This window comes from Pedobacter sp. HDW13 (genome assembly GCF_011303555.1).
Taxonomy (GTDB): Bacteria; Bacteroidota; Bacteroidia; order Sphingobacteriales; family Sphingobacteriaceae; genus Pedobacter.
Genome location: NZ_CP049868.1, coordinates 1,023,702 through 1,040,286 on the forward strand (window position 1 = coordinate 1,023,702; position 16,585 = coordinate 1,040,286).

Below are 16,585 nucleotides of genomic sequence, written 5' to 3' on the forward strand. Positions count from 1 at the left end.
GGTTTAATAAAAAAAATATGAAAAAAATAATCTTTTCTGCTTGTATCTTATTGGCAGTTACACAAATATCAAAAGCTCAAAAAGGCTTTAAACCGTTGTTTGATGGTAAAACTACAACCGGCTGGCACACCTATAACAAAACTACTGTAGGCAGCGCCTGGCAGGTACAAGACGGTGCACTGCATTTAGATTTAGCAACCAAAGGAAAAGATGGTGGCGGCGATTTAGTTACCGATAAAGAATATGGCGATTACCATTTAAAATATGAGTGGAAAGTTGCACCAAAAGCAAACAGCGGACTTATCTTTTATGTACACGAGGAGCCTAAATACCATGCAACCTATTCAACAGGTTTAGAAATGCAGGTAATTGATAACGACGGCCACCCTGATGGTAAAATTACCAAACACCGTGCAGGTGATTTGTACGATCTGGTAAAAAGTTCTTCAGAGCCGGTAAAAGCTGTTGGCGAATGGAATAAAGCTGAAATTATTAGTAAAAAAGGTAAATTAACCTTAATATTAAACGGTGTTGAAGTGGTAAAAACTACCCTTTGGGATGATAGCTGGAAAAACCTTGTAGCAGGCAGTAAATTTGCTACATGGGAAAACTGGGGTACTTTCAAAACCGGTAAAATTGCATTGCAAGATCATGGCGATGAAGTTTGGTACAAAAACATCTCTATAAAAGAACTTTAAATAAGGAAAATGTAAGAGGGAAAATGTATGATGTGAATTATACATTTTCCCTCTTAACAAATCCAGTTCAAATATTATAAACAGTAAGATGTGTTTTAGGAAACCTTTCCATTATCCATCTTACCTTAACCATTTTACACAATTACTGACCAAATGAATAACACTACTCGCTTTAAACTCTCTGCCATGATGTTCCTGGAATTTTTTATCTGGGGCGCCTGGTTTGTTACCCTGGGTACTTTCTTAGGAAATAATTTAAAAGCTTCAGGTGCCGAAACCGGAGCTGTATTTTCTACTCAATCATGGGGCGCTATTATTGCCCCTTTCATTGTTGGTTTAATTGCCGACAGATATTTTAACGCCGAGCGCATTTTAGGTGTTTTACACATTGTTGGCGCCATATTAATGTATCAGATGTACAACGCAACCGATGTAAGCGTGTTCTATCCTTACGTTTTGGGTTACATGATCCTTTTCATGCCTACTCTTGCCCTAGTAAACTCTGTTTCTTTTAATCAAATGAACGATCCTGAGAAAGAATTTTCTTCTATCCGTATCTGGGGTACCATTGGTTGGATTGCAGCGGGCTTATTAATCAGTTACTTTTTCCACTGGGATTCAAAAGAAGGTACCGAAGCAGGTTTGTTGAAAAACACTTTCCTTATGGCAGGTATTGTTTCTTTAGTATTAGGATTATTCAGTTTCACTTTACCTAAAACGCCACCTAAGGTTTCATCTGATGAAAAAATTACCATTTCTGATGTATTGGGTCTTGATGCCTTAAAACTATTAAAAGACAGAAACTTCCTGATTTTCTTTATCTCCTCTATATTAATCTGTATTCCACTGGCATTTTATTACCAGAATGCAAACCCGTTCCTTTCTAATATCGGAGTTGATAATCCAACTGGTAAAATGACTATTGGTCAGGCTTCAGAAGTACTCTTCCTATTATTTATACCTGTATTTTTTAAACGTTTCGGTTTTAAAATGACCATCTTGGTAGGCATGCTGGCCTGGGCAGTACGTTATGCCCTGTTTGCATATGGAAACGCCGGCGAACTAAGCTTCATGTTAATTTTAGGTATTGCCTTACACGGGGTATGCTACGATTTCTTCTTTGTTTCTGGCCAGATTTATACCAACTCTAAAGCGGGTGAAAGATTTAAAAGCTCTGCTCAGGGCTTAATTACTTTGGCGACTTACGGTGTGGGTATGTTGATTGGTTTTGCAGTTGCCGGAAAAATATCTGATGCCTATAAAGCAGTAGATGGTACTATGGACTGGAAAATGATCTGGATTATCCCTGCTGGTATCGCCTTGGTTGTATTTTTGCTTTTCGCATTAATATTTAACGATAAAACCAAATCAGAAGTAGAAGCTAAAACTGTTTAATATGGCCTCAAACATAAATAGGAGAAATGCATTAAAGAATATCGTTGCAGGTACTGCTGCAATAGGTGTTTCTTCAGGACTATCAGCCCTTGCAATGGATAAATCAGAATCAAAAGAGCCGTTTAGGCTAAAAGGAAATATTAACCATGCGGTATGTCGCTGGTGTTTTAGTAGCTTCGATGTAGAAGCACTTTGCATCGAAGCAAAAAAAATTGGCATTAAAGGGATTGACTTAGTTGGTCCGAAAGACTGGCCTACCTTAAAAAAGCACGGTTTAGAATCGACAATGTGCAACGGTGCCGAAATTAACCTTGTTGACGGTTTCAACGATGAAAAATTTCACGAAAAGCTCATCAAAAACTATACTGAAATGATTCCTCTTGTAGCGGCAGCCGGTTACAAAAACCTGATTTGCTTTAGTGGTAACCGCCGTGGCAAAGACGATGAAACCGGATGGAACAATTGTGTAAAAGGCCTTAAACAGTTAATCCCTTTGGCAGAAAAACACAATGTTGTACTGGTAATGGAGCTTTTAAACAGCAAATTAAACCATAAAGATTACCAATGTGATAGAACCTCGTGGGGTGCTGAACTTTGCAAACGTCTAGGTTCAGAAAACTTCAAATTGCTTTACGATATTTATCACATGCAGATTGATGAAGGCGATGTAATCAGAAACATCAGGGATTATCACCAGTACATTGCGCATTATCATACCGCAGGTGTTCCGGGCCGTAATGAAATAGATGATACCCAGGAGTTGTATTACCCTGCCATTATGAAAGCCATTGCCGAAACCGGCTTTAAAGGTTTCGTTGCACAAGAATTTATACCTAAACAAGCAGATAAAATGGCTTCATTGAAAAAGGCTGTTGCTATCTGCGATATTTAATCTTACGTTATGATATCAAGAAGAAATTTTATAATAAACAGCAGCATGGCTGCAGCCGCAGCACTTTTGGTTCCATCATTCGTTTTTGCTGCTGCCGATAAAAGAGCGGTTGGCTTGCAGCTGTACTCTTTAAGAGATGAATTACCAAAAGATGTAAAAGGAACAATCGCAAAAATTGCAAAAGCTGGCTTCAAAGAAGTAGAAACCTATGGTTTTTCTATCAAAGATCAGTTTTGGGGTTTAACACCTGCACAATTTAAAAAACTGCTTGATGATAATGGATTAAAAGCTCCTAGTGGTCATTATGGTTTAGGCAGTTATTTAAACGATGGCAACACCACCGAGTTAAAAGCAGCCATTGCAGCAGCTAAAGTACTTAAAAGCGAGTATGTAACCATTCCCTGGTTAGATTCGGGTATCAGAAAAAATGCCGAAGATTACAAGAAAATTGCGGCAAGAATAAACGAAGCAGGTAAAATGTGTAAAGCAGCCGGTATCCGTTTGGCTTACCATAACCACAATTTCGAATTTGAGAAAATTGGTGATACTACTGGTTACGAAATTTTATTAAAAGGTACCGATAAAAAATTAGTCGATTTCGAACTTGATTTGTATTGGGTGGTACGCTCAGGAAACGATCCTATAAAATTGTTTAAAGAAAACCCAGGTCGTTTTACCATGTGGCATGTTAAAGATATGGATAAAGCCAACCCGGCCCTAAATGCTGAGGTAGGTACTGGTGCCATTAATTTTAAACCGATTTTTGCCCAGGCAAAACTTTCGGGCATGAAACATTTCTTTGTAGAGCACGAAACCAATTACAAACCAAACCCAATGGCCTCTGTTGCAGCTAGCTGCGCTTATATTAAAAAGGAAATTATTTAATCTTTTAAGAGATGAATTCAAGAAGAACATTCTTAAAACAAGCAGGATTAGCTGCCGGAGCAGCATTACTGATCCCCTCTTTCGCATTCGATAAACCAAAGAAAAATATTGGTTTACAACTTTATACCTTGCGCGATGAATTACCAAAAGATGTAAAAGGTGTTATCGAAAAGGTAGCACAAGCCGGATACAAAGAAGTAGAAACCTATGGTTTCTCTAACGGTAAATTCTGGGGTTTAACACCAAAAGAATTTAAAGCCCTGTTAGATGCAAACGGCTTAAAAGCACCAAGCGGCCACTACGGTATGGACGATTTTGTAAGAACCGGAAAAACCGACAAATTAAAAGCCGATATCGAATCATCGGCAGCTATTGGTGGTAAATATTTTACCATCGCAGGGGCACATGTTGATACCAGCAAAGGCGCAGACGGTTTCAAAAAAACTGCCGAAAACTTTAACAAGGTTGCCGAAATTGCCAAAGCATCTGGCTTAAAATTTGCCTACCACAACCACGATTTCGAATTTAAAAAAATAGGCGACATTACCGGTTATGATGTTTATTTAAGCGAAACCGACAAAAACCTGGTTAATTTCGAAATGGATTTGTACTGGGTAGTACGCTCGGGTAACGATCCCCTGGCTTTGTTTAAAAAATATCCTGGCCGTTTCCCAATGTGGCACGTAAAAGATATGGATAAAACCAAACGAGAGTGGAATACCGAAGTTGGAAATGGTTCAATTGATTTTAAAACCATCTTTGCCCAAGCCAAACTTTCGGGTATGCAGCATTTCTTTGTTGAGCACGAAACCAATTACAAACCCGATCCAATCGGTTCTATCAAAACAAGTTGCGATTATATAAAAGCAAATTTGGTATAGTTTACTAAAACCCCGCAGATCTAAAACCTGCGGGGTTTTCTTTTCTCTGTGGAGTCCTAAGAAACGGTCTTCTGCATTTAATTATATTTTCTTCAAAAAATCACATTACTTATTGAAAAAATAATATTTCTGCCATTAAAAGCAAATTAAATTGGTAACAATAGGGATATAAGCTTAATTTTTAGCATATTTGGGCTTACATCAAATGTTTAATAAAATATAATTAAAATTTAAAATGAAAGTAGCAGTAGTAGGTGCCACCGGTTTGGTAGGCACTGTCATGTTAAAAGTATTGGAGGAAAGAAATTTCCCTTTAACAGAGTTAATTCCCGTAGCATCTGAGAAGAGTGTTGGTAAGGAAATTACTTTTAAGGGTAAGAAGTTCCCAATTGTTAGCATGGATACCGCTATTGGCATGAAACCAGATATCGCTTTATTTTCTGCTGGCGGAAGCACCTCTTTAGAGCATGCACCACGCTTTAAAGAAGCCGGAACTACAGTAATCGATAACTCTTCTGCATGGAGAATGAACCCAACCATTAAATTGGTAGTGCCAGAGGTTAATGCCCACGAGCTTTCTATCGATAATAAAATTATTGCCAACCCTAACTGTTCTACCATTCAAATGGTAGTGGTTTTAAAACCTTTGCACGATAAATATAAAATCAAACGTGTAGTGGTTTCAACTTACCAATCGGTTACCGGAACTGGCGTAAAAGCTGTAGAGCAGTTAATGAACGAACGTAAAGGCGTTGATGGCCCTAAAGCTTATCCATACGAAATCGATTTAAACGTACTTCCTCATATTGATGTTTTCACTGAAAACGGATATACCAAAGAAGAAATTAAAATGATTAAGGAAACGAACAAAATCATGAGCGACGACAGCATTAAAGTTACCGCTACAACCGTTCGTATCCCAGTAATGGGAGGTCACTCAGAATCGGTAAATATCGAGTTCGAAAACGATTTCGATTTAGCTGAAGTACGCAGTATTTTAGAAAAAGCGCCAGGTGTAATCGTTGTAGATGACGTGGCGAATTTAAAATACCCGATGCCAAAAGATGCACACGAAAAAGATGAGGTTTTTGTCGGCCGTATCCGCAGAGATGAATCGGCTCCTAAAGCGTTAAACCTTTGGATTGTTGCTGATAACCTGCGCAAAGGTGCTGCAACCAATGCAGTTCAAATTGCCGAATACCTGATTCAAAAAGAATTGGTTTAATCAATATTACAGGCCCCGATCAACAATCGGGGCTTTTTTATGCTCGCTCCATTCATGAAAAATATTCCCATTGCCTTAATTTACTCGCGGCTGCTAATTGGTTTTACAATTGTTTTACTCAGTATTTTTCAGGTAACCCACTACACCGTTCTAGCCATCATATTATTATCAGTTGGTTTGCTCACCGATGTTTTTGATGGAATTATTGCACGCAAACTGAATATATCTACCGAAAAATTAAGGCGCCTGGATTCCAGCATCGATCAGATATTTTTTATTTCAGTTGCCGTAGCCACCTACATTCAATGCCCCGTTTTTTTCAAATCCAACCTGGCAAAACTGATCGTTCTAGGTGCTTTTGAGCTTTCAACCTATGTATTAAGCTATATCAAATTCAAAAAAGAAATTGCTACACACTCTATTGGCGCTAAAATCTGGACATTAATCCTATTTGCTACACTGGTCGAAATAATGGTCCATTGTGAGCCTATTGTGCTATTTGAGCTTTGCCTATGGATTGGACTGGCCACAAGATTAGAAATACTGGCAATTGTGTTTACCCTTAAAAAATGGATCAACGATGTACCCACTATTTATCATGCGGTAAAACTCAGACAAGGGAAAGAAATTAAACGCAATAAGTTATTCAACGGATAATATTTGTAAAGATGTTATCATAACAACACTCACTTTTTAATTAGTTTTATCTTTGGCAACCTCCAACAGATAAAACACCTATGCGATTAAGAATATTTTCACTACTCCTTATACTTTTTACCACAAATCTTGTCATTGCACAAAACAGGATTCAAAACCTCGAAAAAGCTTTCAACAACCTGTTAAATGATGAGCAGGCTAAACATGCTCTATTATCACTTTGTGTTTTGGATGCCAATACAGGAAAAACGCTATTTGCAAGGAATGAGCAGATTGGCTTGGCCACTGCCTCAACACTAAAAACCATTACTGCAGCCACAGCTTTCAGCATTTTAGGGAAAGATTTTCAGTTTCAAACTACACTGGCTTACACTGGTACCATTACAGCCGATGGGACATTAAAAGGAAACCTGATCATTATCGGCAGTGGTGACCCAACTTTGGGTTCGTGGCGCTACCAGAATAAAGAAAACGCCGTATTAAGCCAATGGGTTTCGGCCATAAAATCGACTGGCATTAAAAAAATTGAAGGTGCCGTAATTGGTGATGATCGTATTTTTGGCACACAAACTACTCCTGAAGGCTGGGTTTGGCAAGATATAGGCAACTACTACGGCGCAGGCACTTCGGGCCTGGCCTGGCGCGAGAATCAGTTCGATATCCATCTTAAACCCGGCAGCGGCACAACCGAAGAAGTAAAAATTGTAAAAACTGTTCCAGCTACTCCTTATGTTCAAATTGTAAATGAGTTGAAAACGGGTCCCTCTGGTACAGGTGACAGAAGTTACGCTTTCCTGCCCCCGTACGGCAATGTAGCCTACCTCCGTGGCAGCTGGGGAATGGGAATTGGTAAAACTGGTATTTCCGTGGCATTACCCGATCCTGCTTTTGATTGCGCTTACCGTTTGCAAGACACGCTAAAAAGGCTCGGCATAAGCACCGATCAGCAAGCTACCACAACCCGCTTAATGGTCTTAAACAAGCAGTCCATTCCGTCAGTAAAGCAAAAAATAAGCACTGTCAGCTCTCCTACCCTGAGCGAAATTACTTACTGGTTTTTAAAGAAAAGCATTAACCTGTACGGCGAAAGTTTATTAAAAACCATTGCCTTAAAATCAGGGAAAGAAGCCAGCACCGCTAAAGGAGCCGAAGCCGAAATAGCTTTTTGGGTTAATAAAGGCATCGAAAAGTCGGCGCTTAACATTATTGATGGCAGCGGACTTTCGCCAGGCGACAGGATTACCACTGCAGCCATGGCAAATGTTTTGTTCCAGGCACAAAAAGAAAGTTGGTTTGCCGATTATTACAAAGCTTTTCCTGAATATAACGGCATGAAAATTAAAAGTGGTACAATAAACGATGTTTCGGCATTTGCTGGTTACCATACCGATGCGGCCGGAAATAAATATATTGTTGTAATCAACATCAATAATTATAGTGAAAGCGGCATTAATAAAAAGTTATTCAAGGTGTTAGATGAATTGAAATAAGTTACTGTTTACGATTTAAATAAAAGTGCAGTCGTCACATCCCGATAGATCTCTCCGTACCGCTGAGCAATTAGGTGGTTCTCGACTGCATTGCACCCCGCTCAAAATGAATATTTTTTAAATACCTAGACAATTGTCATTCAAGTAATTTTTACGAAATATCACCCAGGCTGCAATAATATTTAAAGGGATTAATACTAAGCCTAAACCAAAAATGATAAATACATAAAAAAGCATAAACAGGCAGAAAATACCTGTTAAAAATCTTTTAACCCGTATCCTATCCGCTAAAAGTAAACTTCTAAATAAAAGAATAGCCGAAAAAGCAAACAAGATTAGTTTGAGTGAAGTTAACGACCCAAACCGGGTAAACATCCAACAAATTTCGGGCAATAATAAAACGAGATAGTTTAAGCAGAAGCCCAAAAACACCTTTACCCTACTAAAAGGAAAATTCGGAAGAAAGGATAAATAGCGGCAATTAAAAATTTTCTCCTGATAAATGAGTACACCATGAGCTATAACAATGCAGGAGGTAATGAGCATCAGTAATTTGAAATTATCTTCCAGATCAGAAAAAAGGATAAAAACACTCGAAATCAAAATCCAAGAGAGTATTTTGGTTAGTACGTAAGCTAGCTTTGATCGGTTAAAAACCTGAAAAGTATATAATAAAAACACAGGTTTATTCCATTTCCGACTTATCCTGATCAACCAATTGGGTTTATTAGCTTCGAGTAAACGGTTACTTTCTTTTAAGCACACATAAGCAGCGCCCAAAACCAAGAGCAACTGAAAGACTAAGATCCCAATAGAAATAAGATAATAACCAAACACCAACCCAATAACGATGGCATACAAAGTATAACACAATATTGGTATAAAAATACTCGCCTGTACTACGCACCAGGCAATAAATTGGTGTTTTTTTGAACATGAAGTAAAACTATAATACAAAAATTCCTGCTGAGGCAGAGCAAGCTGACTAAACACATATTTTAAGCTTTTATAGGCATATATTGAGCTTGCAATAATGTAAAAAGCCATGATTAATGGATTACTTACCAAACTAATAGTAAAGAAAAACTGCCAGAAATCAATCTGATCCAGCATAACAGTCCCTAAGGTATTTATGAACAAACAGTAACTGATCAACATTACGAAAACAAATACCAGCATACCTGCATGGGTACGGTAAAACCCATCTACAAATATTTTTCTTACAGCAAGGTTCGAAGACAGAAACATTAAAAGTTCAAGGTTAATTTTTTATTCTCAATACTAATCTGTTTAAGTCCGGGCAATTTTAAATTATCAAATGGTTGATGTGACGACAAGAGAAAACTGATCCTCTCTTTCTCATGTTTTTCTTTTATCCAACGGTATAATACTTCAAGGGATTCTGTATCTATCGTATTTAAAGGTTCGTCCAGCAAAATCAATTTTGGTTTCCCAAGAAAAGCCAGCACAAGCGAAAGCTTTTTGAGCATACCACTAGAATAGGAACCTAATGGATTATTGATATATTCAGTCATTCCTATTTCCGCAACCAGGATCTCCGCATGATCAACAGCGGCGCCTTTTGCTTTTGCAAAAAGATTGATCATCTCTGCTCCACTTAAAAATTCTGGGAACAATGGCTCTGCGGCAGCAAAATTCACCAATTTCCTATACGGAACACCATGATTTTTTAAATAGACGGGACCTACTGCAATGTCCCCTTAAAAGATAATATTCCTGCAATTGCCTTCAACAAGGTACTTTTTCCGGTGCCATTGCTTCCTTTTATCCAAAAAATGCCTTCTGGAATCTTAATATTATCTATCTTTAAAACAAGACTATCGAAATAAGACTTTTCAAATTGATTGAAATGTAACATAAAACCATTTTATTTCTGACTTTAGTTTTCTTGAAAAGTTACAAACAGATCATAGCTTGATAAAACAGTACATGAATGCAACTAATTTTACGCCCTTACCAACCCTCTGATGTTGAAAGCCTGGTTAAGCACGCCAATAACTTTAACATTTCGAAATACTTAACCAATAAATTCCCCTTTCCTTATGAGAAAAAGGATGGAGAGGCTTTTATTCAACTGGCATTAAGTCATAATCCTTTACAAATTAAAGCCATTGTTGTTAACGGAGAAGTAATCGGATCAATAGGTGTGCACCAACTGACTGATCTTTACAGTAAAAGTGCAGAAATGGGCTATTGGATTGCAGAACCCTACTGGGGAAAAGGGATTATGCCAATTGCTGTAAAAGAAATGCTGAAATACGGCTTTACTACCTTTGATATCAACCGGATTTTCGCCCGCACTTCCCACACCAACCTGGCTTCGCAACAGGTACTGAAAAAAGCAGGTTTTATTTTTGAAGCAGAGTTGAAATCAACCATTTTTAAATACGGCGAATATTTCGATGAACGAATTTTTGGTTTTCGCAAACAACAGCTTACAGCGCCAAACTATTAAAAGATTTTGCCAAAAACCAAAGCTTAATGCGTAAATTAGCATAAACCAAAAACAACAAAACCATGAAATTATTTAAAAAATCTATAGCACTGTTTATTGTGCTATTGGGCGCAGCAAATTTAGCAGACGCACAAGGTTTAAAAATACCTCAACCCAGTAGCGGACAAACCATTACCCAGGATTTTGGATTGGGTAAAATAACTTTAACCTATTCACGTCCGGACGTAAAAGGGCGTAAAATTTTTGGCGGTATGGAACCATTAGGCGTAGTTTGGCGTACAGGAGCCAACTCGGCTACCCGGATTAAATTTACGGAAGATGTTAAAATTGAAGGCAAAGATTTACCTGCGGGCGAATATGGTCTTTTTAGTATCCCAGGTGAAAAAGAATGGACAGTTATTTTCAATAAAATAGCCGACCAGTGGGGTGCATACACATATAAAGAAAGTGATGATATTTTACGCGTAACAGTAAAAACAATTGCGTTAAAAGATAAAGTTGAAACGCTTACCATGCAATTTAGCGATGTTACAGAAACTGCTGCCAAATTAAATTTAATGTGGGAGAAAAGTGCTTTTACAGTCAATATGACAACTAGCATTGACGAAAAGGTAATGGCCAATATTGCCGAGGCCATGAAAGGCGAAAAGAAACCCTATTTTGCTGCCGCACAATACTACTACCAAAATGGTAAAGATTTAAAAACAGCTTTAGAATGGATGACAGAAGCAGAAAAATCTGATATGAAGGCGCCATGGTTTAAACTGTGGAAAGGCCGTATCCAATTAAAAATGGGCGATAAAGCTGGTGCAACGGCTAGCGCACAACAAGGCATTGAAGCTGCAAAAGCACAAAATATTGATGAATATGTGCGTTTAAACACTGAATTATTAGGTCAGGCAAAAAAATAAAAAGTCGTCGTTTCGACCGCAGTGGAGAAATCTATGAGTGCCATATCATGGTCTTAGATTTCTCCATTTTATTATATTTTGGTTGAGACGAGACATCAATTGGATATAAATAATGTCCAATATTAACTTAAAATTAACCACTCATTAATTTGAACAACTCCCCTAACATTAACGCTCAAAACGCTTTATTTATTTAAAAATTATACTAACTTTGATGTTGCGCTTAGTAATTGTACTTTGTACACTAAGCAGGTTAAGAAATCAACAAAAAATTAAAATAAAATGAGCATAATTGTTAATGTCCATGCGAGACAAATCCTCGATTCAAGAGGAAATCCAACAGTAGAAGTAGAAGTTGCAACGGAAGCAGGTGCATTTGGCCGTGCTGCAGTACCAAGTGGTGCATCAACCGGACAATATGAAGCTGTTGAATTACGCGATGGAGATAAATCTACATATTTAGGTAAAGGCGTTTTAAAAGCAGTTGAAAATGTAAATACTAAAATTGCTGATGCATTAAGAGGTATTGATGTTTTTGAACAAAACACAATTGACAAACTTATGTTAGACCTTGATGGTACCGAAAACAAAGGTAACTTAGGTGCTAATGCTATTTTAGGTGTTTCTTTAGCTGTAGCCAAAGCTGCTGCTGATGAAATTGGCCAACCTTTATACCGTTATATTGGCGGTGTAAATGCAAACACTTTACCTATCCCGATGATGAACATCATCAATGGCGGTTCTCACTCTGATGCCCCTATTGCATTCCAGGAATTTATGATTATGCCAGTTGGCGCACCTTCTTTCTCTGAAGCATTACGTTGGGGAACTGAAGTTTTCCATAGCTTGAAAAAAATTCTTCACGATAGAGGTTTATCTACAGCTGTAGGTGATGAAGGTGGTTTTGCACCAACTTTCGATGGTACTGAAGATGCAATTGAAACGGTATTAAAAGCAATTGAAACTGCAGGTTACAAACCAGGTTCGCAAATTTGTTTAGCTTTAGATTGTGCTTCATCTGAGTTCTACAAAGATGGTAAATACGATTATACTAAATTTGAAGGTGCTACAGGTGTAATTCGTACCAGCGAAGAGCAGGCACAATACTTAGCAGATTTATCAGCTAAATATCCAATCATCTCTATTGAAGATGGTATGGACGAAAACGACTGGACTGGCTGGAAAAGCTTAACTGATAAAGTTGGCGACCGTGTCCAATTGGTTGGTGACGATTTATTTGTAACTAACGTAACCCGTTTACAACGTGGTATCGACGAAGATACTGCTAACTCTATCTTGGTAAAAGTTAACCAAATTGGTTCTTTAACCGAAACTATCAATGCAGTAACTTTAGCACAAAACAGTGGTTATACTTCGGTAATGAGTCACCGTTCTGGCGAAACTGAAGATGTTACCATTGCTGATTTAGCTGTTGCATTAAACTGCGGACAGATCAAAACCGGTTCGGCTTCACGTTCGGACAGGATTGCAAAATACAATCAATTATTACGTATTGAAGAAGAATTGGGCGAAAACGCACGTTTCATCGGTTCAAAATTCAAATACGCTAAAAAATAATCCATTATCCATTGAGGCGGGTTTAAACCATCCGCAATGATGCAATAATGTTAACAAGTTGAAAAACTTATTTGTGAAACATCCGGAGATTTTAAATCTTCGGATGTTTTTATTTTAATACTATATTTGTTGTGCAAACCTTACAGGTTTTTGAAACCTGCAAGGTTTAAATAACGGCTTTTGAGAAAATTATGAAACGTTTAATAGACCTTTTCCGCAATAAATATTTCCTTGCAACGGTTGCTTTTGCTATGTGGATGCTGTTTTTCGATAAAAACGATATGATGTCGCAGTACGAGTACCGCAGCCAGGCCAATAAATTGCAGGAAGAAAAAGAGTATTTCGAGAAAGAAACCGCCCAGGTTAAAAAGGATTTAAACGAGCTAAATACCAATTTAAATACCGCCGAAAAATTTGCCCGCGAAAAATACTTCATGAAGAAAGACAATGAAGATGTTTTTGTGATTATTCAGGAAGAAAAGAAGGACTAGTTAGCAGTTTTCAATTCTCACTTCACAGTTGGCAATTTGTGGTTAACAATTTAACCATCCAGCAATTAGAACAATTCAATCAGCAGGTTGAATATGCAGTTAACCAGTTTAAACAATTTATACAGTTAACCTTTCTATCTAATACTCAAACTTAGGCAAAGAAAGCTTAAACCTTACTGCTACTATACGCAAAATAAAAATGAAAGCCACAACAGAAAGCTTTGCTACCACACTCTCTACATTTAATTGCACCAGTAAAAAGTAAAGCAAACCGCCAAATATGCAAGCCGTAGCATAAATTTCTCGTCTGAATACTAATGGTATGGTATTAAGAAGCGTATCTCTGATAATACCGCCGAAACAACCGGTAATCGTACCTAATGCAATGCAAATACCTGGATTTAAACCAAAAGCAATACCTTTTAGTAAACCAACCATTGTAAATAGCCCAAGACCTAAACTATCAAACAAAAACAATGTAATTTTCATTTTCTGCACATGGGTTTTAAAAAACATGGTAGCCAGTGCTGTAAATAAAATAATCAGACAAGTTTGCATATCGCGCATCCATGCAACAGGTGTATCGCCTATTAATAAATCGCGAACAGTACCACCACCAATTGCCGTAACAAATGCTATAATGAGCACCCCGAACGGATCCAGCTTGCGTTGCATAGCAGTAAAAGTACCTGATATTGCGAAGGCAATGGTTCCCAGCACCTCAATAATTTCGGAAGTAGAAATGTTATAGTTCTCCATTGCGTTTACGTAAAAACCATTCGGTACCAAACAAAATCAAAATCAGGCCGAACAGCCATTTCATGTTAATCAGTTCATCGTATTTGCGGTCTTCGTAGCTAATCGTTTTTATATTTTCGTTTTTAAGAATTTCATCGGCTATTTTCAGCAGATTGGCAGGCATAAAAAGCTTTCCGTTGCTTTGCTTAGCAATGGTATTCAATAGCTGGTGATTGGCAGTTGTTTGCTGATATTCGGCAATTAACGCATTGATGTAAAAACTACCGACAGCATTGAATTTCTTTCCGCCTAATGTTGTATTGGCTACATACCAATAGTTTCCTGCGGGCATGGGACCAGCATCGAGCTGATAGGCATTTTCAGTTTTAGAAAAGGTATAATTGAAAACCTTACCAGTTTCATTTTTAACCTGCAAATTCACTTCAGGCTCATTTACGGCCTGATAACTGTCGTTATAAAGTGTGGCATTAAACTGTATGTTCTCATTTTCATCATATGCAGCTTTAGATGTAAACACTTTAAACCTTCGTTTATCATCTTTAACCGAAAGGTATTGAACGGTTTTGGAGATCAGATCATTTAAAACCGACTGCGGGGCTTCATTTTCGGCCTCCGAAAGTTTCCAGCGCCATAAGCCCTCTCCCATCAAATACCCGGCTTTTAATCCGTTTTCGTTCGTAAAAAACAATAAGGGCTGCTGCGTGCTTACTTTACCAATCCGCTGGTTAAAAACAGCTGTGGCACCTGCATTAACAGTTAGCCGGCCAAATGGGCTAAGCAATGGATCGAAAGTAGAGAATTGTTTCTGATCGGCCGCTGTTAGGTTAAAACTTGTAAAACCATTGGCAAAATCGGGATAAACTTCTTGTACCGAACCATTGGCCGAGCCCAGGTTAACCTGACTTTGAAGCTGGTTAAATGCAGTTATATTACTCTGTCCACCTAAAATATACAAAATGGGTTTCTTAACCAATTTGAGCTTTTGTAAGAAGCTGGCAGATAAGTTCTGTAGATCGGGTAATTGATACAGTACAATTAAATCGAATTTAGAAGGGTCTGTAGCGCTTAAATCATCGGCAAGCACTAGTTTAGCCTCATAGTGTTTGTTAAGTGAAATAGCCTCCTTTAAAACACCAAGATCGGGATGTGGGGCAGCAGCAGCCAATAATACTTTTTGCCTTCCATCGATAACCTCCACATAAAAGCTCTGGCTGTTATTACGGATGGTCATTTCGTTAGGTAAGCTACCCAGCTGCACGGTATATTTTTGCACACCTATTTTACCTGCATGCAATTTAACTGGAATTGTTTTCACAAAGGAATTTCCGCTGATAGCGATGTTTTGCTGTTCAATTTTACTCCCATTCTGAGCTACCGTTAGGCTGGTATTTTCGCCATTGCTCTGAAAAGCCTGCACCTGAACTTCAACCGTAAAATCATCATCCAGGTACACTATATTATTGTAGTTCACATTTGAGATCAACACGTCGCGTTTCGGAACACTATCGCCCAGTGCAACCGTATAAACCGGCGCATTGATTTGGTTAATGCTATACAGTGGATTGCCACCGTGGTTAAAAATACCATCTGTAGCCAAAATAACAGCACCTATGTTCCTGTTGGTATATTCGTCTTGTACCTTACGAAAAAACGCTGCAGCATCGGTTAATTTGCCCTGATTTTTGAAATCTAAACCATCTGCAACCTGATCTGAAAAGTGATAGCTTTTTACTTCATACTTATCAGATAGTTTATCCTGCAGTGCTTTCAGGTTTTGCTCATACTGTTTTTCATCAAAACCTGCAGCTTTAACCTGCCTTACCGAAAGCGAATTATCTTGCCCGATAATGATTACGGGTTTATCGAGCGTATAATTCAAGGTTTTAATTAGTGGGGCAAACAAAAGCCAGGCAATAGCTGTAACCACCAAAATCCTTAATACCGTGAGGGTGTATTGAAGCTTTTTATCCAGGTTTTTATTGTTTCTATACAGTAACCAGGCATATAATATACCCAGCGCCAAACAACCGAGAAAGGACAAAACAGAAGTACCTGAAAAAAAGCTATTCATATTGCATAAAGATGGTAAATTTGGTTAAATTTTCAAGGCCAATTAACAGCAAAGTGCCCAAAGAATTTACGTAAGGTTAAGATCGTAAATTTGTTTACCATAGAGAACACTAAGATTTGCACCGGAGAGCACAGCGTTTAAAGTATATAATTAAGTCATTCTGTGATCTCCGTACC

General features: G+C 38.0%; 16 protein-coding genes. 12 read left to right on the forward strand and 4 right to left on the reverse strand.

Features of this window, described 5'->3' with window-relative positions; all coding sequences use genetic code 11:
- Positions 1 to 17: 17 nt before the first annotated feature.
- The 8 genes from G7074_RS04175 (at position 18) to dacB (ending at position 8,123) form a co-directional block, all read left to right on the forward strand.
- The gene (locus G7074_RS04175) at positions 18 to 698 is read left to right on the forward strand and encodes a DUF1080 domain-containing protein (RefSeq protein WP_124559486.1); all 681 of its coding nucleotides are present in this window, start codon (positions 18 to 20) and stop codon (positions 696 to 698) included.
- Positions 699 to 851: 153 nt separating this feature from the next.
- Entirely contained in the window at positions 852 to 2,093 is a 1,242-nt protein-coding gene (locus G7074_RS04180; RefSeq protein WP_124559485.1) for a nucleoside permease, read from the forward strand.
- Between the two features lies 1 nt (position 2,094).
- The gene (locus G7074_RS04185; RefSeq protein ID WP_124559484.1) at positions 2,095 to 2,985 is read left to right on the forward strand and encodes a hydroxypyruvate isomerase family protein; all 891 of its coding nucleotides are present in this window, start codon (positions 2,095 to 2,097) and stop codon (positions 2,983 to 2,985) included.
- Positions 2,986 to 3,030: 45 nt separating this feature from the next.
- Positions 3,031 to 3,870 carry a sugar phosphate isomerase/epimerase gene (locus G7074_RS04190; protein ID WP_240916465.1) on the forward strand — a complete coding sequence of 280 codons (840 nt, stop codon included), beginning with the start codon at positions 3,031 to 3,033 and terminating at the stop codon, positions 3,868 to 3,870.
- Positions 3,871 to 3,881: 11 nt separating this feature from the next.
- Complete coding sequence (locus G7074_RS04195) at positions 3,882 to 4,751, forward strand: sugar phosphate isomerase/epimerase (RefSeq protein WP_166207090.1); 870 nt, start codon at positions 3,882 to 3,884, stop codon at positions 4,749 to 4,751.
- Between the two features lie 235 nt (positions 4,752 to 4,986).
- The gene (locus G7074_RS04200; protein WP_166207093.1) at positions 4,987 to 5,976 is read left to right on the forward strand and encodes an aspartate-semialdehyde dehydrogenase; all 990 of its coding nucleotides are present in this window, start codon (positions 4,987 to 4,989) and stop codon (positions 5,974 to 5,976) included.
- A gap of 54 nt (positions 5,977 to 6,030) precedes the next feature.
- Complete coding sequence (locus tag G7074_RS04205) at positions 6,031 to 6,633, forward strand: CDP-alcohol phosphatidyltransferase family protein (RefSeq protein WP_124559575.1); 603 nt, start codon at positions 6,031 to 6,033, stop codon at positions 6,631 to 6,633.
- 80 nt (positions 6,634 to 6,713) lie between these two features.
- Positions 6,714 to 8,123, forward strand: coding sequence for a D-alanyl-D-alanine carboxypeptidase/D-alanyl-D-alanine-endopeptidase (gene dacB, locus G7074_RS04210; RefSeq protein WP_166207096.1), 1,410 nt, complete (start codon positions 6,714 to 6,716; stop codon positions 8,121 to 8,123).
- Between the two features lie 117 nt (positions 8,124 to 8,240).
- Here the strand turns inward: dacB and G7074_RS04215 are convergent, their stop codons facing one another.
- Together G7074_RS04215 and G7074_RS04220 are read right to left on the reverse strand one after the other, a co-directional pair.
- Positions 8,241 to 9,371 (reverse strand): hypothetical protein, encoded by a 1,131-nt coding sequence (locus tag G7074_RS04215; RefSeq protein ID WP_166207099.1) that lies wholly within the window; start codon positions 9,369 to 9,371, stop codon positions 8,241 to 8,243.
- Positions 9,371 to 9,784, reverse strand: coding sequence for an AAA family ATPase (locus G7074_RS04220; protein WP_166207102.1), 414 nt, complete (start codon positions 9,782 to 9,784; stop codon positions 9,371 to 9,373). The genes G7074_RS04215 and G7074_RS04220 overlap by 1 nt, the downstream gene beginning before the upstream one ends.
- A 293-nt stretch (positions 9,785 to 10,077) precedes the next feature.
- On the opposite strand from G7074_RS04220, the gene G7074_RS04225 reads away from it, so the two are divergent.
- The 4 genes from G7074_RS04225 (at position 10,078) to G7074_RS04240 (ending at position 13,579) form a co-directional block, all read left to right on the forward strand.
- Entirely contained in the window at positions 10,078 to 10,599 is a 522-nt protein-coding gene (locus G7074_RS04225) for a GNAT family N-acetyltransferase (RefSeq protein WP_124559477.1), read from the forward strand.
- Between the two features lie 62 nt (positions 10,600 to 10,661).
- A complete protein-coding gene (locus G7074_RS04230; RefSeq protein ID WP_124559476.1) occupies positions 10,662 to 11,510 on the forward strand; it encodes a DUF2911 domain-containing protein in 849 nt (282 codons plus the stop codon).
- Positions 11,511 to 11,792: 282 nt separating this feature from the next.
- Positions 11,793 to 13,088, forward strand: coding sequence for a phosphopyruvate hydratase (gene eno / locus G7074_RS04235; RefSeq protein WP_124559475.1), 1,296 nt, complete (start codon positions 11,793 to 11,795; stop codon positions 13,086 to 13,088).
- A 191-nt stretch (positions 13,089 to 13,279) separates the two neighbouring features.
- On the forward strand, positions 13,280 to 13,579 hold the full coding sequence (locus tag G7074_RS04240; RefSeq protein ID WP_025145767.1) for a septum formation initiator family protein: 300 nt from the start codon (positions 13,280 to 13,282) through the stop codon (positions 13,577 to 13,579).
- Positions 13,580 to 13,717: 138 nt separating this feature from the next.
- On the opposite strand, the gene G7074_RS04245 is transcribed toward G7074_RS04240, so the two are convergent.
- Together G7074_RS04245 and G7074_RS04250 are read right to left on the reverse strand one after the other, a co-directional pair.
- Positions 13,718 to 14,338, reverse strand: coding sequence for a trimeric intracellular cation channel family protein (locus G7074_RS04245; protein ID WP_124559474.1), 621 nt, complete (start codon positions 14,336 to 14,338; stop codon positions 13,718 to 13,720).
- Positions 14,325 to 16,409 (reverse strand): hypothetical protein, encoded by a 2,085-nt coding sequence (locus G7074_RS04250; RefSeq protein WP_166207105.1) that lies wholly within the window; start codon positions 16,407 to 16,409, stop codon positions 14,325 to 14,327. The genes G7074_RS04245 and G7074_RS04250 overlap by 14 nt, the downstream gene beginning before the upstream one ends.
- Between the last annotated feature and the right edge of the window lie 176 nt (positions 16,410 to 16,585).